Source organism: Kitasatospora sp. NPDC001664, assembly GCF_053596675.1.
The window spans coordinates 14,573-39,061 of the sequence record NZ_JBSFGS010000012.1; the positions used below are offsets into that span (position 1 = coordinate 14,573).

General features: G+C 73.0%; 28 protein-coding genes. 9 read left to right on the plus strand and 19 right to left on the minus strand.

Annotation, left to right across the window (positions count from 1 at the left end; translation table 11 throughout):
• Positions 1–123: 123 nt before the first annotated feature.
• The 4 genes from ACWCYY_RS18060 to ACWCYY_RS18075 all read left to right on the plus strand — a co-directional run bounded on the left by ACWCYY_RS18060 (position 124) and on the right by ACWCYY_RS18075 (position 7,183).
• Positions 124–660, plus strand: coding sequence for a GNAT family N-acetyltransferase (locus ACWCYY_RS18060; RefSeq protein ID WP_380150030.1), 537 nt, complete (start codon positions 124–126; stop codon positions 658–660).
• Positions 661–813: 153 nt separating this feature from the next.
• On the plus strand, positions 814–2,517 hold the full coding sequence (locus tag ACWCYY_RS18065) for a glycosyltransferase family 2 protein (protein WP_380150029.1): 1,704 nt from the start codon (positions 814–816) through the stop codon (positions 2,515–2,517).
• A 168-nt stretch (positions 2,518–2,685) separates the two neighbouring features.
• Positions 2,686–4,689, plus strand: a complete 2,004-nt coding sequence (locus ACWCYY_RS18070; protein ID WP_449796569.1) for an acyltransferase family protein — start codon at positions 2,686–2,688, stop codon at positions 4,687–4,689.
• Between the two features lie 121 nt (positions 4,690–4,810).
• On the plus strand, positions 4,811–7,183 hold the full coding sequence (locus tag ACWCYY_RS18075; protein WP_449796570.1) for a lamin tail domain-containing protein: 2,373 nt from the start codon (positions 4,811–4,813) through the stop codon (positions 7,181–7,183).
• Positions 7,184–7,189: 6 nt separating this feature from the next.
• Here ACWCYY_RS18075 and ACWCYY_RS18080 read toward each other — a convergent pair whose 3' ends face one another.
• From ACWCYY_RS18080 to ACWCYY_RS18110, 7 genes are read right to left on the minus strand one after another with little or no spacing between them, the layout of a single operon-like run.
• Positions 7,190–8,395, minus strand: a complete 1,206-nt coding sequence (locus ACWCYY_RS18080) for an amidohydrolase (protein WP_449796571.1) — start codon at positions 8,393–8,395, stop codon at positions 7,190–7,192.
• A 49-nt stretch (positions 8,396–8,444) separates the two neighbouring features.
• Complete coding sequence (locus ACWCYY_RS18085; protein WP_345279967.1) at positions 8,445–9,518, minus strand: LLM class flavin-dependent oxidoreductase; 1,074 nt, start codon at positions 9,516–9,518, stop codon at positions 8,445–8,447.
• Complete coding sequence (locus ACWCYY_RS18090) at positions 9,518–10,378, minus strand: ABC transporter substrate-binding protein (protein ID WP_449796572.1); 861 nt, start codon at positions 10,376–10,378, stop codon at positions 9,518–9,520. Before ACWCYY_RS18090 ends, ACWCYY_RS18085 begins: the two co-directional genes overlap by 1 nt.
• Positions 10,379–11,128 carry an ABC transporter ATP-binding protein gene (locus ACWCYY_RS18095; RefSeq protein ID WP_449796573.1) on the minus strand — a complete coding sequence of 250 codons (750 nt, stop codon included), beginning with the start codon at positions 11,126–11,128 and terminating at the stop codon, positions 10,379–10,381.
• Entirely contained in the window at positions 11,125–11,940 is an 816-nt protein-coding gene (locus ACWCYY_RS18100) for an ABC transporter permease (protein WP_380150028.1), read from the minus strand. The genes ACWCYY_RS18095 and ACWCYY_RS18100 overlap by 4 nt, the downstream gene beginning before the upstream one ends.
• Positions 11,937–12,947: an NrtA/SsuA/CpmA family ABC transporter substrate-binding protein gene (locus tag ACWCYY_RS18105; RefSeq protein WP_449796574.1), complete on the minus strand. Its 1,011-nt coding sequence runs from the start codon at positions 12,945–12,947 to the stop codon at positions 11,937–11,939. Before ACWCYY_RS18105 ends, ACWCYY_RS18100 begins: the two co-directional genes overlap by 4 nt.
• A 24-nt stretch (positions 12,948–12,971) precedes the next feature.
• Positions 12,972–13,988 (minus strand): ABC transporter substrate-binding protein, encoded by a 1,017-nt coding sequence (locus tag ACWCYY_RS18110; RefSeq protein ID WP_449796575.1) that lies wholly within the window; start codon positions 13,986–13,988, stop codon positions 12,972–12,974.
• A 319-nt stretch (positions 13,989–14,307) separates the two neighbouring features.
• Between ACWCYY_RS18110 and ACWCYY_RS18115 the strand changes: the two genes are divergently transcribed.
• Together ACWCYY_RS18115 and ACWCYY_RS18120 are read left to right on the plus strand one after the other, a co-directional pair.
• Positions 14,308–15,090, plus strand: a complete 783-nt coding sequence (locus ACWCYY_RS18115) for an IclR family transcriptional regulator (protein ID WP_345279958.1) — start codon at positions 14,308–14,310, stop codon at positions 15,088–15,090.
• A gap of 130 nt (positions 15,091–15,220) precedes the next feature.
• On the plus strand, positions 15,221–15,661 hold the full coding sequence (locus tag ACWCYY_RS18120; protein ID WP_449796576.1) for a hypothetical protein: 441 nt from the start codon (positions 15,221–15,223) through the stop codon (positions 15,659–15,661).
• Here ACWCYY_RS18120 and ACWCYY_RS18125 read toward each other — a convergent pair.
• Entirely contained in the window at positions 15,642–16,016 is a 375-nt protein-coding gene (locus ACWCYY_RS18125) for a hypothetical protein (RefSeq protein ID WP_449796577.1), read from the minus strand. The genes ACWCYY_RS18120 and ACWCYY_RS18125 overlap by 20 nt on opposite strands.
• 32 nt (positions 16,017–16,048) lie before the next feature.
• Positions 16,049–16,597 (minus strand): hypothetical protein, encoded by a 549-nt coding sequence (locus ACWCYY_RS18130; protein WP_449796578.1) that lies wholly within the window; start codon positions 16,595–16,597, stop codon positions 16,049–16,051.
• Between the two features lie 150 nt (positions 16,598–16,747).
• Here ACWCYY_RS18130 and ACWCYY_RS18135 point away from each other — a divergent pair, with 150 nt between their 5' ends.
• Positions 16,748–16,978 carry a hypothetical protein gene (locus ACWCYY_RS18135; RefSeq protein WP_380150027.1) on the plus strand — a complete coding sequence of 77 codons (231 nt, stop codon included), beginning with the start codon at positions 16,748–16,750 and terminating at the stop codon, positions 16,976–16,978.
• 7 nt (positions 16,979–16,985) lie between these two features.
• Here ACWCYY_RS18135 and ACWCYY_RS18140 read toward each other — a convergent pair whose 3' ends face one another.
• Positions 16,986–17,840 (minus strand): LysR substrate-binding domain-containing protein, encoded by an 855-nt coding sequence (locus ACWCYY_RS18140; RefSeq protein ID WP_449796579.1) that lies wholly within the window; start codon positions 17,838–17,840, stop codon positions 16,986–16,988.
• 81 nt (positions 17,841–17,921) lie between these two features.
• On the opposite strand from ACWCYY_RS18140, the gene ACWCYY_RS18145 reads away from it, so the two are divergent.
• A complete protein-coding gene (locus tag ACWCYY_RS18145) occupies positions 17,922–18,818 on the plus strand; it encodes an MBL fold metallo-hydrolase (RefSeq protein ID WP_449796580.1) in 897 nt (298 codons plus the stop codon).
• A gap of 83 nt (positions 18,819–18,901) precedes the next feature.
• Here the strand turns inward: ACWCYY_RS18145 and ACWCYY_RS18150 are convergent, their stop codons facing one another.
• Complete coding sequence (locus ACWCYY_RS18150; protein ID WP_449796581.1) at positions 18,902–19,036, minus strand: hypothetical protein; 135 nt, start codon at positions 19,034–19,036, stop codon at positions 18,902–18,904.
• 46 nt (positions 19,037–19,082) lie between these two features.
• Here ACWCYY_RS18150 and ACWCYY_RS18155 point away from each other — a divergent pair, with 46 nt between their 5' ends.
• Positions 19,083–20,738: a recombinase family protein gene (locus ACWCYY_RS18155; protein WP_449796582.1), complete on the plus strand. Its 1,656-nt coding sequence runs from the start codon at positions 19,083–19,085 to the stop codon at positions 20,736–20,738.
• Between the two features lie 67 nt (positions 20,739–20,805).
• On the opposite strand, the gene ACWCYY_RS18160 is transcribed toward ACWCYY_RS18155, so the two are convergent.
• From ACWCYY_RS18160 to ACWCYY_RS18195, 8 genes are all read right to left on the minus strand, one after another.
• Positions 20,806–21,051 carry a hypothetical protein gene (locus ACWCYY_RS18160; RefSeq protein ID WP_449796583.1) on the minus strand — a complete coding sequence of 82 codons (246 nt, stop codon included), beginning with the start codon at positions 21,049–21,051 and terminating at the stop codon, positions 20,806–20,808.
• A 2-nt stretch (positions 21,052–21,053) separates the two neighbouring features.
• Positions 21,054–21,518, minus strand: coding sequence for a hypothetical protein (locus tag ACWCYY_RS18165; RefSeq protein WP_449796584.1), 465 nt, complete (start codon positions 21,516–21,518; stop codon positions 21,054–21,056).
• Positions 21,505–21,660, minus strand: a complete 156-nt coding sequence (locus tag ACWCYY_RS18170) for a hypothetical protein (protein WP_449796585.1) — start codon at positions 21,658–21,660, stop codon at positions 21,505–21,507. Before ACWCYY_RS18170 ends, ACWCYY_RS18165 begins: the two co-directional genes overlap by 14 nt.
• Positions 21,660–21,977, minus strand: a complete 318-nt coding sequence (locus ACWCYY_RS18175; protein ID WP_449796586.1) for a hypothetical protein — start codon at positions 21,975–21,977, stop codon at positions 21,660–21,662. The genes ACWCYY_RS18170 and ACWCYY_RS18175 overlap by 1 nt, the downstream gene beginning before the upstream one ends.
• A 16-nt stretch (positions 21,978–21,993) precedes the next feature.
• Positions 21,994–22,158, minus strand: a complete 165-nt coding sequence (locus tag ACWCYY_RS18180; RefSeq protein ID WP_449796587.1) for a hypothetical protein — start codon at positions 22,156–22,158, stop codon at positions 21,994–21,996.
• A 49-nt stretch (positions 22,159–22,207) separates the two neighbouring features.
• Positions 22,208–23,203, minus strand: a complete 996-nt coding sequence (locus ACWCYY_RS18185) for a sigma-70 family RNA polymerase sigma factor (protein ID WP_449796588.1) — start codon at positions 23,201–23,203, stop codon at positions 22,208–22,210.
• 252 nt (positions 23,204–23,455) lie between these two features.
• A complete protein-coding gene (locus tag ACWCYY_RS18190; protein ID WP_449796589.1) occupies positions 23,456–23,836 on the minus strand; it encodes a hypothetical protein in 381 nt (126 codons plus the stop codon).
• A 201-nt stretch (positions 23,837–24,037) separates the two neighbouring features.
• Positions 24,038–24,484 (minus strand): endonuclease domain-containing protein, encoded by a 447-nt coding sequence (locus ACWCYY_RS18195; protein ID WP_449796590.1) that lies wholly within the window; start codon positions 24,482–24,484, stop codon positions 24,038–24,040.
• Between the last annotated feature and the right edge of the window lie 5 nt (positions 24,485–24,489).

The window sequence follows — 24,489 nt, forward strand, 5'->3', positions numbered from 1 at the left end:
CATGGCGCGTAGACCACACCATCGGCGCCCAGATGGTGGTGGAAGCCGACATGGCGCGGCGCTGTGGCACGATGCAGGGGCGGGCCGGCGGTCGGCCCGGGAAGCGGAAAGCGAGTACCGACGATGACCTCCGAGACCTCCGAACTGACCTTCCGTCCGGCCGGGCCCGCCGACGTTCCGGCGCTGGTGGCGCTGGTCGAGTCGGCCTACCGCGGTGACAGCAGCCGGGCCGGCTGGACCACCGAGGCGGACCTGCTGGAGGGTCAGCGGACGGACGCCGAGGGCGTGGCCGCGGTGATCGAGGCGCCGGGCAGCCGGCTGCTGCTGGCGGAGCGGGACGGCGAGCTGCTGGCCTGCTGCCAGCTCGAACACCGGGGTGACCGTGCGTACTTCGGCATGTTCTCGGTCCGTCCGGAGCTCCAGGGCGGCGGGGTCGGGCGGCAGGTGCTGGCCGAGGCGGAGCGGGTGGCCGGGGCCGAGTGGGGTGCGCGCGAGCTGGAGATGACGGTGATCGAGCAGCGGGCGGACCTGATCGCCTGGTACGAGCGGCGCGGGTTCCGCCGCACCGGCGAGTTCTCGCCGTTCCCGTACGGGGACGAGCGGTTCGGCGTTCCGCTCCGTGAGGACCTGCGGTTCGAGCGGCTGACGAAGGCGCTCTGAGGCTGGGGCGCGAGGGCGAAGGGGTTGATGGAGCGTCAGGAACCTTACTGCCTGGCGTGATTCATACCCTGTTCACGATTGGTCCAGACCAATGTGGGAGACTGACGGGCGTACGGTTCCGTCCGTTCGAGCCCGGGGGGGGCTTTCTTCCGCATGCCCGCACGCCAGATCACTCCGTCCGCGACGCCCGGTTCGCCGGGATCGCCCGCTCCGGCCCTGCCGGAGCCGCCCGACGACCGGGAGCTCTACTGGTACTTCGGCCCGCAGCGCCGCTGGGTGCTGCTCTGCTCCGCGCTCTCCTATGCCGGAGCCACCGTCACCCTCGGCCTGTTCGCCCTGAGCCACCCGCTGCTCTGGCCCTTCCTGGTACTGGTGGTGCTGAACGGCGCCACCTGGCTGCTCGGCCTCGGTGACGGCCAGCGCCAGCGCCGCCACTCGCTGGACAGCCACCAACTGCTGCTCCGGGCCTGGCGCCCCGAGCGGATCCCCAGCGTCGACCTGCTGCTGCCCACCTGCGGCGAACCCCTCACCGTCCTGGAGAACGCCTACCGGCACGTCTCCCGGGTGCGCTGGGACGGCGAGTTGACCGTCCGGGTGCTCGACGACGCCGACGACCCGGCCGTCCGAGCCCTCGCCGAGGAGTACGGTTTCCGCTACCACAGCCGACCCGACCGGGGCCGGTTCAAGAAGGCCGGAAACCTCAACTTCGGTCTGGCGGCGGGTAGTTCCGACCTGGTGGCGGTGCTGGACGCGGACTTCTGCCCGCGCGAGGACTTCCTGGACCACCTGGTGCCCTACTTCGACCAGCCCGAGACCGGCATCGTGCAGAGCCCGCAGTGCTTCGACACCGACGCCTCGATGAGCTGGCTGGAGCGCGGGGCCGGAGCGACCCAGGAGATCTTCTACCGCTGGATCCAGCCCTCCCGGGACGCCCAGGACGGCACCGTCTGCTGCGGCACCAACGCGCTGTACCGGCGCCACGCACTCGAACTCGCGGGCGGATTCTTCGAGTCGGACCACAGCGAGGACCTCTACACCGGTCTCGCGCTGGCCCGGCACGGCTACCGCACCCGCTACGTGCCCACCCTGCTCGCCAAGGGCCTCTCGCCCACCGGCCTGTCCGCGTTCATCAGCCAGCAGTACCGCTGGTGCCTCGGCTCGCTCGCCCTGCTGCGCGACCCCGACTTCCACCGCGGCCCGCTGTCCCGCTCCGCCCGGATCTGCTTCTGGAACGGCATCCTCGGCTACCTCAGCAGCGCCGTGAACGTCTTCGCCGTGCCGCTGCCCGCCCTGCTGCTGCTCTTCTTCGCCCCCGAGCGGATCGAGCCCTGGCAGGTGCTGCCCTTCCTGCCGCCGCTCTGGGTCTCGCTCGCCCTGCTGCCCGCCGCCTCCCGCACCCGCTGGCGGTTCGAGGTCACCCGGGTCCAACTCCTCAGCGGCTTCTGCCACGTGATCGCGCTCGGCCACGCGCTGCGCAGCCGCAGTGCCGACTGGGTGCCCACCGGCGCCATCGCCGGCCGCTCCGCGCTCGGCCGCACCGTCGGCCGGATCGGGGTGCTCTGGCTCTCGTTCTGCCTGGCCGCCGGCGTCGTCGGCCTGGTGCGGGCCGTCCTGCTGCACGGCTGGCAGCCGTACTGGGCGCTGGCCGGGCTGCTGGTGCTCACCGCGTACACCACCGTGCCGGTGCTCACCGCGCTCTGGGCGCTGCTGCGCGGCGAGGACCAGGTGCGCGGGCCGAAGCGGGCCCCCACGGAGGCCGGCGCGGAGAGCTTCGGGCGCCCCGAGGCGCTCGCGGTCACCGCCGTGCTCGCGCTCACCGCCCTGCTGGCCAGCGGCTGGGCCGACCCGCTCTTCTGACCGGCCCTCAGCACCGACACACCCTGAGCGCCACCACACCCCTCAGCACCACCACACCCTCAGCACCTCCGTGCGCGTCGCCCCACCGGCGCGGGAACGGCCGCCGGGAGGCCCACCCCCATGGGCCCGGCGGTAACACCCACCGCAGCCGTCGCAAGGAGCACCACCGTGTCCGACCTGATCACCCTGACCCGGCCGACCAGAACGGCCCCCGCGCCGCCCGCACCGCGCAGCGGCGCCGCACCCTTCCGCCCCGACATCGAGGGCCTGCGCGGCGTCGCCGTGCTGACGGTGCTCGCCTTCCACGCCGGAGTCCCCGCCCTGAGCGGCGGTTACGTGGGCGTGGACGTCTTCTTCGTCCTCTCCGGCTTCCTCATCACCGGCCTGCTGGCCGGCCCCCGCCCGCTCGCCCTGCGGGACTTCCTGGCTCGCCGTGCCCGCCGCATCCTGCCCGCCGCCGCCGTGGTGCTGACCGCCACCGCGCTGGGCGGCTGGCTGCTGCTGGACCCGTTGCGCGGCGCCGACCTGGCCCGTGACCTGCTGGCTGCCGCCGGGCAGTTCGCCAACTGGCGGTTCGCCGGGCAGCAGACCGACTACCTGACCGCCACCCGGGACCCGAGCCCGGTGCTGCACTTCTGGTCGCTGGGCGTGGAGAACCAGTTCTACCTGCTCTGGGGCGGCCTGGTCCTGCTGCTGGCCAAGGGCCGCCGCCCGGCCGTCTGGGCCGTCACGCTGCTGGTCGGCACGCTGTCGCTGCTGCTCTGCCTGCGCTGGACCGCCGACGCCGCGCCGCTCGGCTACTTCTCCACCGCCACCCGGCTCTGGGAGTTCGCGATCGGCGGGGCCGCCGCCCTGCTCTACCGGCGCCGCCTGTTCGGCTCCACCCTGCTCGGCTGGCTCGGCCTGGCCGCGGTGCTGACGGCCGCCCTGCTCTACGACCGCGCCACCCCCTTCCCCGGCAGCGCGGCCCTGCTGCCGGCCCTCGGCACCGCCGCCCTGCTGCTGAGCGGCCCGGGCACCGGCCGCTGGTACCAGGCCGGCGGGCTGCTGGCCAGCCCGCCGCTGCGGGCCGCCGGCCGCCTGTCGTACGCCTGGTACCTCTGGCACTGGCCGGTCCTGACGCTGGCCCAGGCCCGGTACGGCGCCCTGCCGTTGGCCGTCACGGTCGCCCTCGCGCTCGGCTCCGCGCTGCCCGCCTGGCTGACCCTGCGCTACGTCGAGAGGCCGCTGCGGCGCGGCCGCTCCAACGCCCCGCGCAAGGGCCTGTCGGTCGGCGCGGTGGCCCTCACCGTCCCGCTGATCGCCGGGCTCACCCTGGGCGGCGGGGCCGTGCGCGCCCTCGGCGACCCGGACGCCGTGGTGGTGATCCCGGCCGGTGCGCCGAGCGGCCCGCTGCTGCTCGCACCCGGCGTCCAACTCACCGGTCTGACCCCGACCTTGGCCCAGGCCCGGACCGACCACCCGCCGGCCGGCGACTGCCAGATCGCCCTGACGGCCGATCAGAGCCCGCCCTGCCTGTTCGGCGACACCCGCTCCCCGGACCGGGTGGTGCTGCTCGGCGACTCGCACGCCGGGCAGTGGATGGCCGGGCTGCTCTCGGTGGTGCGCCAACGCGGCTGGGCATTGGAGGTGTTGGTCAAGCCCGGCTGCCCGCTGCCCACCATGACGGTGCGGGACGAGGTGCTCGGCCGCGAGTACACCGAGTGCGACCGCTGGCGGGAGAACACCCTCACCCGGCTGGCCACTGGCCCGAAGCCCCGCCTGGTGGTGGTCGCCGGCCTGAACCGCTTCGGCAGCGCCGAGCAGCGCTCGGCCGGCTGGGCCACCGCCCTGGAGCGGCTGAAGGCCGTCGGGGCGCCGGTCGCCTACCTGGCCGACACCCCGATGCCCGGCAAGGACGTCCCCGTCTGCCTGGCCTCCGGCGAGACCTGCACCTTCTCGCGTGAACAGGCCCTGCTGCCCGAGCCGTTGCTCACCGACGGCCTGGCCACCAAGTACGGGGTCACCGTGCTGGACTACCGCGCCCTGCTCTGCCCGGGCGAAGGGGAGTGCCCGCCGGCCCGTGAGGGGGTGCTGCTCTACCGGGACACCGGCCACATCACCTCGACCCTGGCGGCGACGCTGGCGCCGCGGATCGACCTGGACCTGCGGACGGCCGGGCTGCTGCCGTGAGGTGAGCACGCCGGCTGTTCGTCCGGCGTACGCCTGGGCGTCGGTGTCAGCGGGGGAAGACGGGGGAGGAGTGCTGACCGTACCGTCCCCGTCCCTCGTCGGCTCCTCAGGAGGACACCCGATGTCGCGTCGTATCCGGTCGCTCCGGCGGCCACGCACGGTGGCGGCGGCCAGTGCCGCCACCGTGCTGGGCGCCCTGCTCTCCCTGCCCGGCCAGACCGCCCAAGCGGTCTCCCCGGACGTCGTGATCAGCCAGGTGTACGGCGGTGGCGGCAACTCCGGCGCCCCGTACACCCATGACTTCATCGAGCTCTACAACCGGGGGTCCGCTACCGTCTCGCTGTCCGGCTGGACCGTCCAGTACGCCTCGTCCACCGGATCGTCCTGGTCCACCACGGCGCTCTCCGGCACCATCGCACCCGGCCGCTACCACCTGGTCCGCGAGGCCGCCGGCAGCGGTGCGGGCGCCGCGCTGCCCACCCCCGACAGCACCGGCACCATCGCGATGAGCGCGACCACCGGCAAGGTCGCCCTGGTCACCAACGCCACCGCGCTGACCTGCTCCACCGGCTGTGCCACCAAGCCGGGCGTACGGGACTTCGTCGGCTACGGCAGCGGCGCCAGCTCCGCCGAGGGCTCGCCGACCGGCGCCCTCGCCAACACCACCGCCGCCGTGCGGTCCGGTGGCGGCGCCACCGACACCGACGCCAACTCGGCTGACTTCGCCGTGACTTCGCCCAACCCGCGGAACTCCTCCTACAACGGCGGCGGAGGCGGCTCGGCCCGGATCCACGACGTGCAGGGCGCCGCGCACCGCTCGCCGAAGACCGGCCAGTCCGTCAGCGGTCTGCCGGGGGTCGTCACGGCGGTGTCCGCGACCGGCTTCTGGTTCCAGGACCCGAACCCGGACGCCGATCCGGCGACCAGTGAGGCCGTGTTCGTCTACACCGCCTCGGCGCCCACCGTGGCCGTCGCCGACTCGGTCACGGTCGGCGGCACCGTCGCCGAGTACCGGCCCGGCGGCACCGGTGGCACCAACAACCTGACCACGACGGAGCTCACCTCGCCCACCGTCGCCCTGGTCGCCCACGGCGCCGCGTTGCCCGCTCCGGTGGTGGTCGGCACAGGTGGCCGGGTGCCGCCCGCCGCGGTGATCGACGACGACGCCAACGGCGACGTGGAGACCGGCGGTTCGTTCCAGCCCACGACCGACGGCATCGACTTCTGGGAGTCACTGGAGGGCATGCGGCTCCAGCTGAGCGACGCCGCCGTGGTCGGCCCGCGCAGCTCCGTCGGCGAGATACCCGTCGTCCCGGCGGGCAGCGCCACCCGGACGGCACGCGGCGGCATCGTGATCCAGGCGGGCGACTTCAACCCCGAACGCGTGCTGCTGGACGACGCGTTGGCGCCCACCCCGGCCGCCGACACCGGCGACACGCTGACCGGGGCCACCGTCGGGGTGCTCGACTACTCCTTCGGCAACTTCAAGCTGCTGGTCACCGCCACGCCGGTGGTGAGCCCCGGCGGCCTGGTCAGGGAGACCACCCCCGCCCCGGCGGCCGGCACCCTCAACGTGGCCACCTTCAACGTGGAGAACCTCGACCCGAGCGACCCGCAGAGCAAGTTCGACGGCCTGGCCGGCGCCGTGGTCGGCAACCTGCGCGCCCCCGACCTGCTGGCCCTGGAGGAGATCCAGGACAACAACGGCGCCACCGACAACGGCGTGACCGCCGCCGACCAGACCATCACCAAGCTCACCGCCGCCATCTCGGCGGCGGGCGGACCGAGTTACTCCTACCGCCAGATCAACCCGCAGAACGACCAGGACGGCGGCGAGCCCGGCGGCAACATCCGCCAGGTGTTCCTCTACCGCACCGACCGCGGTCTCAGCTTCACCGACCGCCCCGGCGCCGGAGCCACCACCGCCACCACCGTGGTCAACAACTCCGGTACGCCCGCGCTGAGTTACTCCCCGAGCCGGATCGACCCCGGCAACTCCGCCTTCGCGTCCAGCCGCAAGCCGCTGGCCGGGGAGTTCAGCTGGCACGGCAAGCCGGTCTTCGTGATCGCCAACCACTTCAACTCCAAGGGCGGTGACCAGCCGCTGTTCGGCCGCTACCAGCCGCCGAGCCGCTCCTCGGAGACCCAGCGCACCGCCCAGGCGGGCGTGGTGAAGGCCTTCACCGACCAGCTGCTGGCGGTCGACCCGGCCGCCTCGGTGGTCGTGCTCGGCGACCTGAACGACTTCGAGTTCTCGCAGACCGCCGACATCCTGACGGCGGGCGGCGCGCTGACCGACCTGCCGCGCACGCTGCCGGCGGCCGAGCGCCACACCTACGTGTACGAGGGCAACTCCCAGGTCCTCGACCACATCCTGGTCTCCGGAGCCCTGGCGGCCACCCCGTACGCGTACGACATCGTCCACCTGAACAGCGAGTTCGGCACCCAGCTGAGCGACCACGACCCGCAGGTCGTCAGCCTCCCGCTGCCGTAGCCCCGCTCAGCCGGTGATCCGCCCCTCGCGGGCGACGACCTGCCCGCCCTTGACCACCAGGTCACGGGCGGGCAGGTCCACCACCACCTGGGGCAGGCACTCGCCCTCGACCAGGAAGAAGTCGGCCGGGGAGCCGGGGGCGAGGGTGGCGGCCGGGAGGCCGAGCAGCTCGGCGCCGCCGGTGGCCGCGAGGTCGAAGCACTCGGTCAGGTCCCGGTCGGTGCGGGCGTCGGTGGTCCAGCCGAGCAGGTGGGCGCGGTGCAGCATGTCGGCGTTGCCGAACGGGCTCCAGGAGTCCCGCACGCCGTCCGAGCCGAGACCCACCCGGACGCCCGCGGCCTGCAGCCGGCGGAACGGAAGCACCTGGTGGGCGGAGGGGGCCACCGTGGTCAGCCCGACGCCCGCACCGCTCAGCAGCTCGGCCAGCTCCTCCAGCGCACGGCCCGTCAGCTCCGGGACGCAGAACGCGTGGCTGACCACGACGCGGCCCTGCAGCCCCGCCGCCTTCGTCCGCGCGGCGATGTCGCGCAGCGGCGCCAGGCCGCGCTCGCCGCGGTCGTGCAGGTGGACGTCGACCGGGAGGCCGTGGCGCTCGGCGAGCGCGAAGACCTGGTCGAGCTGGGCCGGGCCCTCGCCGCCGTCCACCCCGTCGAACCCCGCCGGGTCGAGCCCGCCGACCGCGTCCACCAGCCCGCTCGCCGCCGCCTCCGCGAGCAGCGCCCCCGCCCCGGGCTCGCGGCGCACCCCGTGTTGCGGGAAGGCCACGATCTGCACGTCGAGGGCGGAGCGCAGCCGCTCGCGCGCCTCGGCCAGACCGGTCACCGCCTCCAGCCCGTACGCCGGCGCCACGTCCACGTGGGCGCGGACGGCGCGGGTGCCGCGGGCCACCGCGTTGGCCAGCAGGCGGGTGGCGCGGTCCGCGAGGGAGGTGCGCTGCCAGTCGTGCAGCTCCACGTCCCCCTTCACGTACTCGGGCAGCCCGGCGGCCGGCCGGCGGCTGTACCAGGGCTCGCCCCAGGCGGTCTTGTCCGGGTGGATGTGCGCGTCCACCAGCCCCGGCAGCGCGATCCGCCCGCCGCCCTCGACGTACTCCACCGCCGCGCCGGCCGGCACTCGGTCCGTCAGTACCCCGCCGACGGCCACCAGGTCGACGGGCCCGCCCTCGCCGAACGGGCGGACGTCACGGAACACGGTGGCGGTGGACGTGGGCATGGAGCCTCCTGCTCGGGCGGACGGGCCGACGGTGGGTCGTACCCGACCGTCATTCTCGCAGGGCGGGCAGCACGGTCTCGGCGACCCGGTACGCCTCCTCCAGCAGCGGGTTGCCGGACAGGATGAAGGTGTCGACGCCGAGGGACCGGTACTCCTGGAGGCGCTCGATCACCTGCCGGGTGCTGCCGACCACGGCGGTGCCCGGGCCGGGGCGGAACAGGCTCATGCCGGGCCAGAGGTTGGGGTGGGTCTCCAACTCGCGCGCGTGGTGCGGCACCCGTCCGCCGTGCTGGCGGAACTGGCGCTGCCAGCCGACGCCGTCCTCGGCGCCGTTGCCGAGCATCCGGGTGTAGGTGGCCTGGCTGGTGACGTCGAGCAGGTGGTCGGCCGCGGCCCAGGCCTGCTCCTCGGTGTCCCGGACGATCAGGTGCAGGCGCAGGCCGAGCCGCAGCGTCCGGCCGTGGGCGGCGGCCCGCGCGCGGACCAGGTCGAGCTTCTGCCGGAGCTGCTCCAGGGGCTCGCCCCAGGTGAGGTAGACGTCGACGTGTTCGGCGGCCATCTCGATGCCGGGGGCGGAGGAGCCGCCGAACCAGAGCGGAGTGTGACGGCCGCCCTGGACGGGTGCGAGTTCGCGCAGCGAGCTGCCCGCGCCCGGCAGGTCGTAGAACCTGCCCTTGTGGTCGAAGACCTCACCGGCCGTCAGCCGCTTGACGATCGACCAGTACTCGGCGCTCAGCAGGTAGCGCTCGTCGTGCTCCAGGTGCAGACCGGACTGCCGGAGCTGCTCGGTGGAGCCGTTCACCACGTTGAAGCGGAGCCGGTCGGGGCCGAACAGCTGACTGAAGCTCAGTGCCATCTTGGCCAGCAGGGTCGGCGAGATCAGCCCGGGGTGCACGGCCAGCAGCGGCTTGAAGCTCGGGCGGGTCACGGCGGCCAGCGCACTGGCCAGCGGCCAGACGTCGTAGAGGTCGGTGGCGAACAGCGCGCCGTCGTAGCCCAGGCGGTCCGCGGCGACGCCGAGCTGCTGGAGGTAGGCCAGGTCGACGGAGCGGCGGCCCTCGGGTTCCCAGGGGAACGCGCCTTCGCGCGGGATGACGTACCAGAGGATTTCGGGGGTGGGCATCAGCGGGCTCCGAGGACGGCGTCGGCGACGGTGATCGGGGTGGGCAGGAAACCGGCCGCGGTCAGGATGTCGGCGGCCTCCTGCTGCTCGGCCAGGAAGGCGGCGGAGACCGGCTCCAGGGTCCAGGGCAGGGCGGCGAGCGCCTCGCGCCAGTCGGCCGTGCTGCCGCCCTGGTCGGCGGCGGCGATCGCGGCTGCTTCGTCCAGGTGGCTCGCGGCCCAGGCGTCGGCCTCCGCGAGGGCGGTCACGATCACCGAGACCAGCTCGGGGCGGGTGGCCGCGAAGTCCCGGCGGGTGAAGAAGACGGACCGGTCGGTGATCACGTCCCCGGCCTCGGCGAGGGTGCGGACCGTCCCGGCCCGGCGGGCGGCGGCCAGTTCGGCGCCCTGGGCCACCCAGGCGTCGATCCGGCCGGCCAGCAGGTCCTCGTACGAGCCCGCGTCGGACCGCCGCGCGGTGATGTCGGTGCCGTAGCCCAGCCCGGCGGCGGCCAGGGCCTTGGCGGTGAAGTGCGTCTGCCAGGAGCCGATCGCCAACGCGACGGTCCGGCCGCCGAGTTCGGCGACGCTGCGGATCGGGCTGTCGGCCGCGACCAGCAGTGCGCCGTGGCCGGGGCGGGGTGCGGAGACGGCGGCGTACACCAGGTCGTGCCCGGCGGCCTGGGCGGAGAGCGGCGGGGTGGAGCCGGTGCCGCCGAAGTCGATGGTGCCGTCGGCCAGCGCGGCGGCGGTGTCCAGGCCCCCGACCTGGTGCCAGGCCACGGTCTCGCCGAGCGGGACGAGGGCGGCCTCCAGCAGGCCGAGGCGGGACAGGTGGTAGAGGGACGGGTTCGCGTTGTGCACGCCGATGTTGACGGTCATTCAGTGCGCTCCAGAGGCAGACGGGGTGACGAGGGGGGTGTGCACGCCGAGGTCGGCGAGCAGGCGGCGGCGGAGGTCGGCGAAGGCCGGGTCGGCGGGGTCGCGCGGGTGGTCGAACGGGATCCGCTCGTCGGTGACGAGCTTGCCGTCGCGCAGCACGGCCACCCGGTCGGCCAGCCGGACGGCCTCCTCGACGTCGTGGGTGACCAGCAGCACGGCCGGGCGGTGGGCCCGGCAGAGTTCGCCGACCAGGTCCTGCATCCGCAGCCGGGTCAGCGCGTCCAGCGCGGCGAACGGTTCGTCGAGCAGCAGCAGTTCGGGCTCCCGGACCAGGGCCCGGGCCAGCGCGACCCGCTGGGCCTCGCCGCCGGAGAGCGTCGCGGGCCAGGCCTCGGCGTGACGCTCCAGCCCGACCTCGGTCAGCGCGCGCAGGGCGGTCTCCCGGCCGGCCGCGCCCCGGGGCAGGCCGACCAGGACATTGGCCAACACCTTCTTGGAGGGAACCAGCCGGGGCTCCTGGAAGACGATGGTGCGGGCCTCGGGCACCAGCACCGTCCCCGCGTCGTGGCGGTCCAGCGCGCCGAGGATCCGCAGCAGCGTGGTCTTGCCGGTGCCGCTGGCGCCGAGCAGGGCCAGGAACTCGCCGCGGGCCAGGTCGAGGTCCAGGCCGTCCAGCACGTGCCGGTCGCCGAAGGTCCGGCGCAGGCCGCGCAGGTGGACGGCGGTGCCGTCGGGAACGGTCGTGGTCATCGCTGTGCTCCTTGGGTGCGCCACGGCATGAGCAAGCGCTCCAGCAGGCGGACGAGTCCGTCCGCGATCAGCCCGATCAGGGCGTAGACCAGGATGCAGACGGTCAGGACGTCGGTGCGCGAGTACTCCTGCGCGGTGGACATCAAGTAGCCGATCCCGGCAGTGGAGTTGATCTCCTCGGCGGCGATCAGCGCGATCACGCTGAGCGTCATGGAGAGCCGCAGGCCGGAGAGCAGCGCGGGCAGGGCGCCCGGCAGCACCACCTCGCGGACCAGGGCGGCCCGGCCCATCCCGAAGCTGCGCATCGCCTCGATCAGCTTGCGGTCGGTGTTGCGCACCCCGCCCGAGGCGGAGACGTACATCGGGAAACTGGTGGCGACCGCGATCAGCACCACCCGGGCGGTCTCGCCGATGCCGAACCAGACCATGAACAGCGGGACCAGCGAGAGGAACGGGATCGTGCGCAGCAACTGGACGGTGGAGTCGACGAGTTCCTCGCCGATCCGGGAGAAGCCGGTCAGCACGCCGAGCGCGAGGCCGGTGCTCGCGCCGATCAGCAGACCGGTGCCGGCCCGGCCCAGGGACACGGTGAGCGCGTCGCCCAGCTGACCGGAGGACCAGAGCTCGCCCAGTGCCTGGAGCACGGCGCCGGGAGAGGCCAGCAGGTCGTCGGTGAGCAGACCGGTGGCCGAGGCGGCGTACCAGGCGAGCAGGACCACCAGGGGGCCGAGGGCGCGCAGGGCGAGCGCGGTGCCGGGCCGGCGCGGGCGGGCGGTGCGGGGGCGGGGGGTGACCAGCAGGCCGTTGCTCATCCGGCGCTCCCGGGAAGGGTGTTGACGTCGATCAGGTACGGCTTGACGTCGAAGAAGCCCTTGATGATCTGCTGGTCGGCGAAGAACTGCGCCACGGTGTGGAAGCGGTTCAGGTCGGCCTCGGTGATCGGCTCGGCGACGCCCCGCGCTTTGTCGAACGGGATCTGGATCTCCCGCTGGGCGGCACTGACGGCCTCCGGCCCGGAGGCGGTCTTCACGTTCAGGTAGGCGCCCGGGTCGGCCTGCAGCTTGAGGCCGGACGTGTGCAGGTACTCGTACAGCGCCTTGACCACGGCGGGGTGGGCGTCGGCGAACTTGGTGCGCACCGTCCAGACCGCGTAGTTCTCCGAGCCGACCTGGCCTCCGTTGACCAGGAAACGGGCGTTGCGGTCGGCGAGTTGCGGGACGGAGTAGGTGCCCCAGGTGGACCAGGCGTGCACCTGGCCGGAGTTGAAGACCGGGGCGGCCTGGTTGGGCTGGAGGTAGACCCGCTCGACCTGGTCGGCCGGGATGTCGTTCTGCTTCAGCGCCTTCAGCAGCAGGTACTCGCTGGTGCCGCCGTGCCAGACCGCGACCTTCTTGCCGACCAGGTCCTTCACGGTGGTGATGCCGGAGTCGTTCTTGACCAGGATGCCCTCGCCGAGTGCGTCGGGGGCGACGGCGGCGAACAGCTTGAAGCCCGGGGAGGCGGCCAGTGCGGCGGTGGCGGAGGTGATCGAGCCCTGGGCGAAGTCCAGCGCACCGGCGTCGAGTTGCTGAGCGGCGGGGGCGAAGGCCCCGGCGGTGCCGGTCCAGACGACCTTGGCGTTCACCTTGGCCAGCGCCGCGTCCAGCGAGCCGTCCTTCTTGGCCAGCGCGAGCAGACCGGAGTTGCCGTCCTCGGGGATCCGGACCTCGATCAGGGCGGCCTTGTCGCCGGTCGCACCACCGCTGGTGGAGCTGCAGGCGGCCAGGCCGAGCAGGGCGGCGGTGAGGAGCGCGGCGGACGGGAGCCAGCGGGAGTTCATGAAGGTTCGCATTCTGGTAGCGGGTCAGTTGCCGTGGCGGGGGAGGGAAGGGCGGGGGAGGGAGGAGCGGCGGGAGTCGAGCAGGGCGCGGGCCCGCGCCAGGGGGGCCGGGTCGACCCAGCTCCGGACGTCCACCGGGGCGGGCAGGAAGCCTTGGGCGGAGAGGAAGCGCTCCTGCTGCGCCAGCAGGTCCAACCGCTCGTCGGACAGGTCGATCTGCAGTGAGTGGCCGATCTCGGGGTGGTAGGCGCCGGCCACTCCGGAGGCCCCCGCGCCGGTCTCGGCGCTCAGGATACGGGCCAGCTCGGCCGGCCGGTCACGGGCCCACTCGGCGGACTCGATCAGGACGGCGAGGAAGCGGGCGACCAGGTCCGGGCGCTGTTCCAGCAGGCGTTGGTGCACGGTGATCGGGCGCGGGGTGCCGTTGTTGACCCGGTGCCGGCGGTCCGGCAGGGCGTCCAGGTCGATCGCCACCACGGCCCCGAAGCGCTCGGCCGCCTCGACCGCCAGCGCACCCTTCACGTAGACGGCGTCCACCCGGCCCTCCCGCAGGGCGGTCAGCTCGCCCTCCCACTGGCCGACCGGGGAGCCCGGCACCTCGGTCAACTCGGCGTCGGCCAGGGTGAGTCCGGCCGAGGCCAGCGCACCGGCGAAGCCGGCCAGTGCCATCGCCCGCCAGAAGTCGATCCCGACCGGGTGCACGGGGACGGCCAGCCGCAGCCCGCGCAGCGCGGCCGGCCCGCTGAGGTCGCGGCCGGCCCGGACCAGCACCGACTGCCGCTCCTCGATCCAGGTCAGCCCGATCAGCCTGGTCTGCTCGCCTCCCGAACGGGCCCACAGGGCAGGCACGTTGCCGCCCTCGCGGAACAGCCCGTCCAGGGCGTGGGTGAAGTGGTGGTCGGCGGCCTCGGCGGCGGAGGCCTCCTGCAGCGACCGGACGGTGATGCCGTCCGGGGCGAACTCCTCGGCCAGTCGGCCTCGGTCGGCGGCGATGCCGGTGGCGGTCGGCACCGGGCAGCGGGTGAACCAGAGTCGGTCCATGGACGGAACTCCCAGAGTGTGGTGACGCGTTGGCGCACGGGGTTCTCACCACGCGGCAAGGCGGAGGGGCGGAGCGGTCGCGGGAGGGTCAGCGACAACAGCGGGAGAGGGCCGGGCGCAGCGGTCGAGCGATGGTCATCGTGCTGCTCCTTTCCGGTCCCGGCGGCCTGGTGACTGGAGGTTGGCACGGAGCGGGCGGCCGGGGCAAGGCTGCCACATGGTGGGAACCCATCTGTTGGCAGAGCCGTCAGGGGGTGCAACTCGCGTTCACACTGCGGCAATGGTTGCCAGATGGTGGCAGCGTTCGCATGCTGGGGACATGACGACGACGGACGCCCCCGCCGGGGCCCAGGCGGTCACCCGCGCGCTGGGACTGCTGCACTGCTTCCGGGACAACACGGGCGAACTCAGCGCCTCCGACCTGGCCCGGCAGATGGAGCTCTCCGTCTCCACCGCGCACCGGCTGGCCCGCACCCTGGTCGCGGCCGGGTTCCTGGAGCAGAGCGACCGCACCTCCCGCTACCGGCTCGGCCCGGCCGTCGCCGAGCTCGGCCAGCTCTCCCTGCACCAACGCGGACTGCACCGCGCCACACCGGAGTTGGCGGCCCTCTCGACCGCCACCGGCGCCGCGGCCGACCTGGCGATCCGGAGCGGCGACCACGCGGTGATCCTGGTCGGCGCCTCCATCCAGCCCAGCACCGGTCTCGGGCTGCGGCGTCCGCTGCACTCCACCGCGCTCGGCAAGGTCCTGCTGGCCTGGGCCGGCCCGGGCGAGGACGACCTCACCGCACTCCCGCCGCTGACCGCGCAGACCGACCGCACCATCGTCGACCGGGCCGCGCTGGCCGCGGAACTCGACCTGGTCCGGTCGGTCGGCTACGCCGTGAACGACGGTGAATCCGCCTACGGCGTCCGGACCTTGGGCGTCCCGGTCCTGGACTCGACGGGCCGGGCGCGGTTCGCCCTGGCGCTGCGGTCCACGCCGGACGTGCTCACCGATGCCCGGCTGCCCTCCTTCCTGGCGCGGGTGCGGGCCTGCGCGGAGGCGCTGGAGGTCCTGCTGCTGCCGCCGGACCGGCGCAGGGTGCGCGTCTTCGACTGAGGGCGTCGCCGAGGTCCGCTCGGGTGTCAACGCGGCATGAACACCTCGTGACGGCGGCGGACCTGGCGCCGGCGCCACCAGGTGTCGTCCGGGGTGCGGCGGGGCGGTGGGGTGTGGTTCGGTGACGGTCATGTTCAGCATCACCGTGTCACAGGAGCTCACCCCCGCCGAGGTGCGCGCCGTGTTCGAGGCGGTGGTCCTGCCGGGGCTGCGGATCGTGGTCGAACCGGACGACGGCGGGTCGCCGGACCTCTCGGGAGACGCCTGGGTGGGGCTGGTGGCCAACGAGGACCCCGCGTGGCCGCTCTCCCTGGACGTGCTGGCCGGGGACGACTGCGGGCTCGGCGCCCACCCCGACCTGCGGATCGCGTCACGCCTGGCGGAGCGGCACGGCGTGGACGTGCTGTGCGGCACCGACACCGCCTTCGTCGACGTCGACCCCCAGGACCCGTACTACCGCCTGGCGTTGGTCGGCGGCCACTGGTACCTGGCCAGCACGGCCGACACCCGGCTGGAGCTCCGCGCCCCGGTGCCGGCCCTCGACCGCGGCCCTACGGGTCCTTGCGGGTGATCCTCCGGCCGGCGTCGGTCTCGACCAGGGTCAGGGCACCGATCCAGTCGCCGTCGTCCGGGTACTCCCAGCTCGCCTCGTCCTGCAGGACCGTCTCCAGGTGATCGCGCGGCACCAGATCTCCGTGCCCGTACCCCATGCGGCCGTCTGGCGAGACCCACGGCACGATCCGTCGGACCTCGACCCATCCGCGGTCGACGAGGGCGAGCAGGACCGCGGCGATCTCGCCGACCGGCCGGTCTTGGTCGGCCTCGTCGAAATCACCCCGGGCTCCCGGGAGGATGTCGATCTCGAAGGCATTGATCATGAAGGCCTGCTCGATGCCGGGCAGGTCGTCCCACGGGTCCTCGCTCATGCGGTGATCATCGCAGATGCCGAGGATGCGGGTCAGCCGCCGTAGAGGGCGCGGCAGATGCGGGCCTGTTCGGAGCCGGGGGGCCACTGGCCGAGCTGTTCGGCCTGGGAGCAGATGCCGAGGGCGGCGAGCAGGGGCGGGCTGGGGGACGGTTTGGCGGAGGCGGGGGGCTTGGGGGAGGCGGAGGGCTTGGGGGAGCGGGGCTGACGGGGTTTCGGGGGTGGGGTGGAGCGGGTGGAGGAGGGGCTCGGGGTCGGGGACGGGAGAGGGGTGAGGGCGGGGAGCGATGGTGGGGGCGGCAGCGGGATCGGGGTGGGGGAGGTGACCGGGCTCGGCTCGGGGGAGTTGAGGACGGCGGCGGTGGGGGCCTGGTCGGAGGAGCAGGCCCCCGGGAGGAGGGCCAGCAGGCCGACGACGCCGACCGCGCCGGCGGCCCAGGCGGCGCGGCGGCGGTTCCGGTGCGCCGGAGAGGGCGGGGGTACGGGGAAGGGGGTGACCGGGGGTTGCCACGGGTGGGTGGGCGGAGGTGGGGGCTGGCGCTCCCACTCGTACTGCCACGGGGCCTGCCACTGCTCGTTCACCGCTGCACCTCCACCGCTGCGCCTCCCCTGACGGTCCGCCAGATGGCGGCAACCGTGGTGCTCAACGACGGAGCGGGCCGGGCGGTGCGCTCCGCCGTACGGCGGTGGCCGGGGATGCGGTGCGGGTGGGCGCGGTCGATGGTGGGTGGTATGAGCGCACACGAGACCCCCACCGTCCTCGTCGAGGTGGCCGAGTTCCGCACCGACAGCCGCTACCGCCTGGTGCACTTCCGGGGGACGGGCTGGGAGCCGCTCGCCCCGGAGGAGTTCGAGCCTAGGGCGCTCCAGCTCTTCCCCGAGCTCGACCCGCACGACCCGATCCGGGTGCACTGGGCGGACCGCCCGTGGGAGTGGCCCGCCTGGCACCCCGGCGAGGCCTGACGTCGGATCACCCGTTCCGGTAGGCGGTGGCCGCGATCCGGAGCAGGGAGCGGAGCAGTGGGTTCGGGTCGTCCTCGTTCCAGGCGACCACCACCGGGCTGGGCTCGACCTCGGGGAGCGGGACTGCGGTGAGGCCGGGCGGCAGGGCGTGGCCGAGCGGGGTCAGGCCGACCGTGCCGTTCCAGAGCACGGCCTGGCGGCACTCCTGCACGGCCCGGACCACCGGCCCGGACCGGGGCTCGCCGCCGCTCCAGTAGGCGGCCCACTGGGCGTCGGTGCCCTCCGGGAAGCGGAACCACGTGCGCCCGGCCAGCTCGGCCAGGGTGAGGTGGTCGCGGTGGGCGAGGGGGTCGTCGCTGCGGAGCACCGCGCCGACCGGGTCGGTGCGCAGTTGACGGACGGTCAGGCCGGTGGTGTCGAAGGGGCCGCGGGTGAGGGCGAGGTCGACCCGGCCGGTGCGCAGGCCGCAGGTGGGGTCGGTGAGGTCGGCCTCGCGGATCCGGATCTCGACGGCCGGGTGCCGTGCGCGGAAGGCGTCGGCGAGGCGGACGGCACCCGGGTCGGTGCCGTCGCCCAGGAGTCCGACCGTGACCCGGGCGGGGCCCGCTGCCGAGGCCACCCGGGTGCGGGCGAGCTCCGCCCGGTCCAGCACCTCGCGCGCCTCGGTCAGGAGGACCGCGCCCGCCGGTGTCGGGCTGACGCCCCGTGGGGAACGGTCCAGGAGGACGGCGCCGAGCTCGGCCTCCAGCTGTCGGACCGCCCGGCTGAGCGCGGGCTGGCTGAGGTGCAGCCGGGCGGCGGCCCGGCCGACGTGGCGTTCCTCGGCGACGGCGACGAAGTAGCGCAGGGTCCGCAGCTCCATGCTGCGACGATACCCGTGGGGCATCGGCCCGTGCGGAACGGGTCTTGGACGGCGGCGCCGCCCCGGCGGTGGAATCGGGGCATGGATCACGAACCCCTTCCCGACCCGGCCGTGCGGGTGGCCGACGCCCGTGAGATCGCCCCGGACCTGCTGGTGGTCCCGGACGGCGGCGTGCCGCTGGTCCCCAACATCGGCGTCATCGGCGGCACCGAAGCCGTCCTGGTGGTCGACACCGGCCTCGGCCCCGCCAACGCCGAACAGGTGCTGGCCCTCGCCGCCGAGGTGGCCGGGGGCCGCCGCCTCTACCTGACCACCACCCACTTCCACCCCGAACACGCCTTCGGCGCCTCGGTGTTCGCGGGCAGCGCCACCTACCTGGTGAACCGGACCCAGGCCGAGGAACTGCGCACCCGGGGGCCGGGGTACCTGGAGATGTTCCGGGGCCTGGGCGAGACGGTCGCCCGCCGCCTGGACGGCGTGGTGCTGCCGACGCCGGACCAGGTGTACGGGGACGACGGCCACGAGCTCGACCTCGGCGGGCGCAGCGTGCGGCTGCGCCCCACCGGCCGGGGGCACACGCGGGGCGACCAGGTGGTGGAGGTGCCGGACGCGGGCGTGCTGTTCACCGGGGACCTGGCCGAGAACGGGCAGTTCGCGATCTTCCCCTGGTTCCCGCCGCACGACACCGAGGTCTCGGGGGTCGGCTGGCTGGCGGTGCTGGAGGGGCTGGCCGCCGCCGGGCACCGGACGGTGGTCCCTGGGCACGGCGCGGTCGCCGGGCCGGAGCTGCTCGCCGAGGTCCGCGACTACCTGCGGGAACTGCGCGACGAGACCTGGCGGCGGTGCCGGGCCGGGCGGGGCGAGGCCGAGACGGTGGCCGAGGTGCGGGCCCTGCTGATCGGGCGTCACCCGGAGTGGACCGGGAGGGAGTGGATCGGGCCGGGCGTCGGCTGCCTGTGCGCGGAGCTGCCCGGCTGACGGGCACCGGCGGGCGGGCGGAGATACGCCGACGGCCTCCCGGGCGGGGGTGCGGGGAGGCCGTCGGGTGCGGTGAGGGCGGGTCAGGCGGGGAGCTGCGCCTCGATGGCGGTGGTGACCTCGGCGGACTCGGGCTCGGTGCGGGGGCGGATGCGGGCCGTCACGGCGCCGTCGGGGGAGATCACGAACTTCTCGAAGTTCCGAACACGTGACGTCACCCGCGCTCGGGTGGCGTGACCTGCGGAAACGTCGGAGAGTACGCCTGTGGACCCGTTGCTCAAGGCTGCGCTGGACCCCCAATCCGGCCCCTGCCCGGACTGCCCCCCGCCCGGCAGCCCGGAGATCAACCTCTATTGCCGGAAGTCGGCCAGCGTAGCCGGACGGCGGCGCGAGGTCTCCACGGACGTGCAGCGGGACCAGGGCCACGACTGGGCCCACGAACACGGCTTCCGTGTCCGGCACGTCTTCCGGGACATCCTGAGCGCCTTCAAGGCCAACGTGGACCGCCCCGGCTTCCGGTACGCCCTGGACTCCGTCCGCAACGGCGACGTGCCCGCCCTGTGGCTGTACAAGCTCGACCGGTTCAGCCGGAAGGGCGCAGGCGACGTGTTGGAAATCGTGACCCGCCGTCTCCGGGTGATCTTCTTCAAGGACGGGCTGGACTCGTCCGTGGCAGCACACCGAGGCGAGATCATCCGCCGCGCCGAGGACGCCCGGCAGTACTCCGAAGACCTCGGGGACCGCCTCCACGACGCGCGCGAGGAGTACCGCCAGCTCGGCCAGTGGATCAACTCCTACTGCCCCTACGGCACGAAGAAGGACCCCGAGACCGGCGGTCTGATCCCCGATGACGCCCTGGCCGCGCCGGGGAAGCGGGAGGAGACCCGGGCCGACGTGGCGGTGAAGATCCTGGAGCTGCGCGCCGAAAAGCTGAGTTACCGCCAGATCCAGGACAAGCTATACGAGTTGGGGATTCCTTCCAGTGCCGGCCGACCCCTGTGGTCCACGGCCAGCCTCGCCAGCACCGTGACCAATCCGGCGCTCGCCGGATGGCAGGTGCTCAGGGCGAAGGACGAGGACGGCAACGATATTCCGGGTGGTCGGCACGCCAAATACCGGCACCCCGACACGGGCAAGCACGTCCGACTGCTCGGCAAGGCCACAGTCAGCGATGAGCTATGGGAGAAGGCCCAGCTCACCAGCAAGGGGATCATCCTGCCCGAGGGGTTCGGCAACGCCGCCGGGCTCGGCAAGCACATCTGTACCGGCATCCTGTTCTGCGCGGGCTGCAAGGGGCGCATGCAGATGGGCGGCACCGCCTACCGCTGCGACCCCGAGCGCCGCCGGTTCTGCCCGGCCCCGGCCAACGTGAAGCGCGAACTCCTGGACGAGTACGTGGGGGAGCGGTGGGTCTACATGGTCTCGAACCTCGGGCCGGACGATGACCTCACGATCGCGCTCGCCGAGCGGTACGCCGCGCTCAAGAACCCCGAGGCGCGGGAGGCGTCGGCCGACCTGCTGGCCGCCGTCAAGACCGCCGAGGCCGAGGTGGAATACCTGCTCCGCAACCGCAAGGCCCTGTTCAGCAAGGGCCATTCCCGGCGCATGTGGCCCACTCTGCTGGCCGAGGCGGAGGAGGAGGTGGAAGTGGCCAAGGCGGCGCTCAAGGAGGCCGGAGGTGGCCCCCTGGCCCTTCCCCCGTTCCTCCAGAACCCCGGGCTCACCGAGAAGGCGTGGGAGGTCGCAGACCGGGCCGGGCGGCGCGAGCTGGCCCACCTGGCGATCCGGCGCATTGAGGTCCGGCAGTGGGACGAGGCGATTGACCCGCAAGGGGTGTTCGACGGGGACGCGCGGGTGACCCTGCTGGAGTGGCACCAGTCGGACGAGCCGGTTGAAGTCCTCATGGATGTTACTGTCTAGTAACATAAGGGCACAAAAAAGGGCCCCGGTCACTGATTGGATATCCAATCAGTGACCGGGGCCACTTTCATGCAGGGTATTCGGTGCCGCGAAGGCTCTCGATGATCTCGTGGTCGCCGAGGGTCATGTGGGCACTCAGGATCTCCAGGGCCAGCCGGTAGCCGATCTCTCGGGGCAGGGGTGCCACCTCCGTGGATGAGCTACCCCCGTTGCGGTACGTGCTCTCCACGACGATGACCGGCGCTCCGGCGGAGTCCAGCCCGGCGTACGCGCGGGCGGACTGCTTCGTTACGCCGAAGACTTGCGGCAGCATGCTCAAACCTCCTCCTGGATCAGGAACTTCGCCAGCGCCAGCACCTTGACCACGCTCGCATCCTCGCCCAGCATGAACCGCGCCCGAATGAACGCCCGCTCCCGCGCCTCCGTCCCCGGCTGCGGCATGGTCGTCGCCGCGAACGAGGTGGGCGGAACCGCCACGATCTCCTGCGCGGCTGCCGTGTTGACCGGCTCCGGATTGATCGCCTCCACTGCCCGTGCGGCGATTCGCTCCGCCTCCCGCTTCCGGTTGATCGCCTTCGCCTCCGCCTGCAACTCCGTGAGGGTGTCGGCGAGTTCGCCCATGCCGCCCTCGTTGAGATACACGCACGCCTGCTGCACCCCCTCGTCGTGACCCGAGCGCGCCACCAGGAGGAGGGTGCCGTCCGGCTGGAGGCTTGCCGTCAGGTAGTCGTGTGGCCCGTCGAACAGGCAGGGGAAGCTGTGGGGCTCACTCGTCGTCATTGGTGCTCTCCATCAGGAAGTTGGCGACTCGCAGCGTGGCGGCCACGCGCGACTCTAGGGAGTTGTCGTTGTAGCCACGGGCGTTGGTTCCCATGCCGTTCACTGTCTTCTGGGCCAGCTCCAGGGCCTCCGCGCGGGTCATCAGATCGACCCCCACATGGGGCGCGTCGGCGAACCGTGGGTGCTGGCGACGTGCTCCCGCATCGCCATGCGGCGCTCGGTCTCCCGCGCCCGGTTCTGCGTCTCCAGGGCGTCCGCCTGGCGCACGAAGTAGCGCGCCATCTCCCGGAGTTCGGTGGGCGTCGCCTGTGCCGGGTGGTTCGGCATGCCCGGCCCCGGCCTCTCGTCGTGGACGGCCAGCGTCAGGCAGGAGGAGTGCCCCGGCGTCCGACTCGCAACCAGGCGGCCGGAGTTGAGCGGCATGCTCGCGGTGTGCTCGGTCTTCTCGATCAGGCCCATGGGGTTCTCTCCTCGGTCAGGCGCGGACGCAAGCGGCGGTCAGTACGGAGGCGTTGGCGGTGGACTCGTAGTGCACGGCGATGGTGTCCCCGTCGCGCATCACTTCCAGCTCCCAGCGGCCGGGGCGGATCTCGATCACGTGCACGGTCTCGCCGGTCAGGGTCTTGTAGATGCCGTTCATGTCTCTCTCCTTGCTGGGGGGTCGTACTGATCTACCGGGGTGCGTCAGGTCAGGCGCGGAAGTAGTCCGCGCGGGCATCGAAGGTCACGCCGGAGCAGGCGAAGCCGCCGCTGTAGCGCTCGGCCGACGGGCCCGAGTGGCGGCCCGCCGGGCGCTTCTCCACGGGCCGGTTGGTGCGGGGCTCCGGGCGGAGCTGGTCCGCGCGGTACAGGTCGGCCAGCTCAAGCGGCAGGGTGGTGAACTCGGGGGTCTGGCCAGCCTCGGAGAGCTTCACGTGAGCGGCGCGCAGGGCCTCACGGACGGTGCCGGGGCGCTTGCCCAGCTCCGCGCCGATCGCTTCGGCGTCCGGCTGGCCGAACTGCGGCGAGTCGGGGTCCATGTGAATCATGCGGGCCTTGCCGTTCAGGCCGTAGGCCAGCTCCAGCACGTCAATCGAACCGGCGGGCAGGGTGGACAGTACGGCGTGCGCCAGCTCCACGCGGGCCTTGCGGTGGGCGCGCTCGGTGTCCGACTCGTCCCGCAGCTCGGGGGACAGGTCGAAGTCCTCCGTCTCCGCCCACGAGAGCGGGTGAACGTCCTCGCCCAGGTCGAGAACGTCGCTCATCGGCGTCAGGGCGGCCCGGGTGTCCGCGATGGCGTCCGCCGACATGCGGTGCTTGCCGACCTGGTCGGCGTCAGACACGATCTCGGCGGCCTTCTCGTGGTCCCCGTCGGTCCGGCCGAGGGCGGCCCGGTAGGTCTCCAGGTGGTCACGGTTGATCCCGGGGGCGGCAGCGCGGAACGCGGCGGTCGTCACCGCGCCGGTTATGCGCTTGTGGGCGAAGGTCGAGAACTTGGCCTTGCCCGGCGTGAAGCCGTGGAGAGCGTCCACGGCCGCCAAGTACCCCTCCTGCACGAGGTCATCGAACTCGTTCCCGCGCGGGGTGGCGCGGAGCTGCGAGGAGGCGATGGTGCGGACCATCCCGTCCAGGGAGCCGATCACCTTGGCGAAAGCGTCCTTGTCGCCAGCCTTGGCGGACTCGATGGTGTTGGTGCAGATGGTCATTTTGGTGCCTCTCTCGCGGTTCGTGGTGATGAACCGGGGTGCGTCAGGTCGGCCAGACAGGCCGGAAAAGGGCATGGCGATGCCCGGGAGTTGGTGTGGTGAAGTGACTACGCGGGGTAATGCCGGCCGCGCTCAGGGCATGGCAAAGCCCCGGTCATGGCCTGTTACAGGTCGGCCACTGCCGGGGCATGAAAAAAGGCCCCTACCGTCCGGGTATGCCGGACGGCAGGGGCCTCAAGGGGTGGGCTCCCGCTACGCTCCGGCGGAGGTAGGGGTGCCAGCGAGCGCCAAGCGGCGCACGCGCAGGATGGAGCTACGGGAAGCGTTGCGGCACACGTTGGCGCGCAAGACCTTCGGGGTGCGGCGGCGCACGCGGGTAGCCGCGCGCTTGACCAGCTCCCGAAGCCCTTCCTGGATGATCTCCAGCATGTTCCGGGCAGTGCTGGTGAAGCTCTGCCGGAGCACGGCGAACTGGGGGTTCGGCGCGAGGCCGATAGCCGCGCGGAGCTGGAGAACCGCCTCCGGCGTCAGCGTGCGGGCCAGCTCGTCACGAGTCCGCTCCATGCGTCGGAGGCGACGCGCACGGGTCGCAGTGATGGCCATGGGGCCAGCCTGCCAAGTGATCGTGCGCATCGTGTCACCTCCTCGCCGAGTAAGGCCCACCTAAACCGGCGGGCGCTCAACCACCATGCACAGGCCACCGACAGGGGTGCAAATCGAAGAGGGGCCTCCCGGCCGGATCGTTACGAGGATCATCCTCCGGGATGACCCCCGTGACCTGCGCATACGCTGATTGGATATCCAATCACCTACCCGAGCGGGGGGTGGTGCACGTCACTTCCCGTGGGCTCGCAGGTAGTCCGCCCCGGCGTCCATGCGGGCGGAACTGTCCCCGAAGTGCCCCAAAGCGGAGTTCTCGCCCCGGCAAAGCAGCCGCCGGACCGCCTGGCCGTGCGGCTTGTCGTGGTCGTGGTCCACCACCAGACGCTCACCGGCCCCGGCCTTCTCCCCGCAGATGGCGCACCGCCAGCGCTGCCGACGGCCCATCCGCTCGTAGTCGGCCAGCGAGATGCCGTAGACGCGCCGCAGCCGGGCGTCTCGCCGCTTGCGGATCGTCGCCGGGTCTCGGCTTGCCTTGTAGCTCGCCGCCTTGACGCACGCCCGGCAGACGTTGTTACGCCCCGTGGGGGATCGCTTCCGCTTGCCGAACTGCCCCTTCGGCTTGTCGTCGTCGCACACCTCGCAGACGAGGACGTTGGGGTCTCGGTCAGCGGGCCTCATTGGAT

Excerpts from the sequence above, each read along its gene's own strand:
- ACWCYY_RS18145 (WP_449796580.1), top strand. The coding sequence starts at position 17,922 with ATGGATCACGAACCCCTTCCCGACCCGGCCGTGCGGGTGGCCGACGCC.
- ACWCYY_RS18135 (WP_380150027.1), top strand. The coding sequence starts at position 16,748 with ATGAGCGCACACGAGACCCCCACCGTCCTCGTCGAGGTGGCCGAGTTC.
- ACWCYY_RS18095 (WP_449796573.1), bottom strand. The coding sequence starts at position 11,128 with ATGACCACGACCGTTCCCGACGGCACCGCCGTCCACCTGCGCGGCCTG.
- ACWCYY_RS18115 (WP_345279958.1), top strand. The coding sequence starts at position 14,308 with ATGACGACGACGGACGCCCCCGCCGGGGCCCAGGCGGTCACCCGCGCG.
- ACWCYY_RS18110 (WP_449796575.1), bottom strand. The coding sequence starts at position 13,988 with ATGGACCGACTCTGGTTCACCCGCTGCCCGGTGCCGACCGCCACCGGC.
- ACWCYY_RS18165 (WP_449796584.1), bottom strand. The coding sequence starts at position 21,518 with ATGACGACGAGTGAGCCCCACAGCTTCCCCTGCCTGTTCGACGGGCCA.
- ACWCYY_RS18190 (WP_449796589.1), bottom strand. The coding sequence starts at position 23,836 with ATGCGCACGATCACTTGGCAGGCTGGCCCCATGGCCATCACTGCGACC.
- ACWCYY_RS18125 (WP_449796577.1), bottom strand. The coding sequence starts at position 16,016 with ATGAGCGAGGACCCGTGGGACGACCTGCCCGGCATCGAGCAGGCCTTC.
- ACWCYY_RS18090 (WP_449796572.1), bottom strand. The coding sequence starts at position 10,378 with ATGACCGTCAACATCGGCGTGCACAACGCGAACCCGTCCCTCTACCAC.
- ACWCYY_RS18120 (WP_449796576.1), top strand. The coding sequence starts at position 15,221 with ATGTTCAGCATCACCGTGTCACAGGAGCTCACCCCCGCCGAGGTGCGC.
- ACWCYY_RS18085 (WP_345279967.1), bottom strand. The coding sequence starts at position 9,518 with ATGCCCACCCCCGAAATCCTCTGGTACGTCATCCCGCGCGAAGGCGCG.
- ACWCYY_RS18060 (WP_380150030.1), top strand. The coding sequence starts at position 124 with ATGACCTCCGAGACCTCCGAACTGACCTTCCGTCCGGCCGGGCCCGCC.
- ACWCYY_RS18075 (WP_449796570.1), top strand. The coding sequence starts at position 4,811 with ATGTCGCGTCGTATCCGGTCGCTCCGGCGGCCACGCACGGTGGCGGCG.
- ACWCYY_RS18195 (WP_449796590.1), bottom strand. The coding sequence starts at position 24,484 with ATGAGGCCCGCTGACCGAGACCCCAACGTCCTCGTCTGCGAGGTGTGC.
- ACWCYY_RS18065 (WP_380150029.1), top strand. The coding sequence starts at position 814 with ATGCCCGCACGCCAGATCACTCCGTCCGCGACGCCCGGTTCGCCGGGA.
- ACWCYY_RS18160 (WP_449796583.1), bottom strand. The coding sequence starts at position 21,051 with ATGCTGCCGCAAGTCTTCGGCGTAACGAAGCAGTCCGCCCGCGCGTAC.
- ACWCYY_RS18170 (WP_449796585.1), bottom strand. The coding sequence starts at position 21,660 with ATGACCCGCGCGGAGGCCCTGGAGCTGGCCCAGAAGACAGTGAACGGC.
- ACWCYY_RS18185 (WP_449796588.1), bottom strand. The coding sequence starts at position 23,203 with ATGACCATCTGCACCAACACCATCGAGTCCGCCAAGGCTGGCGACAAG.
- ACWCYY_RS18175 (WP_449796586.1), bottom strand. The coding sequence starts at position 21,977 with ATGGGCCTGATCGAGAAGACCGAGCACACCGCGAGCATGCCGCTCAAC.
- ACWCYY_RS18180 (WP_449796587.1), bottom strand. The coding sequence starts at position 22,158 with ATGAACGGCATCTACAAGACCCTGACCGGCGAGACCGTGCACGTGATC.
- ACWCYY_RS18080 (WP_449796571.1), bottom strand. The coding sequence starts at position 8,395 with ATGCCCACGTCCACCGCCACCGTGTTCCGTGACGTCCGCCCGTTCGGC.
- ACWCYY_RS18105 (WP_449796574.1), bottom strand. The coding sequence starts at position 12,947 with ATGAACTCCCGCTGGCTCCCGTCCGCCGCGCTCCTCACCGCCGCCCTG.
- ACWCYY_RS18140 (WP_449796579.1), bottom strand. The coding sequence starts at position 17,840 with ATGGAGCTGCGGACCCTGCGCTACTTCGTCGCCGTCGCCGAGGAACGC.
- ACWCYY_RS18100 (WP_380150028.1), bottom strand. The coding sequence starts at position 11,940 with ATGAGCAACGGCCTGCTGGTCACCCCCCGCCCCCGCACCGCCCGCCCG.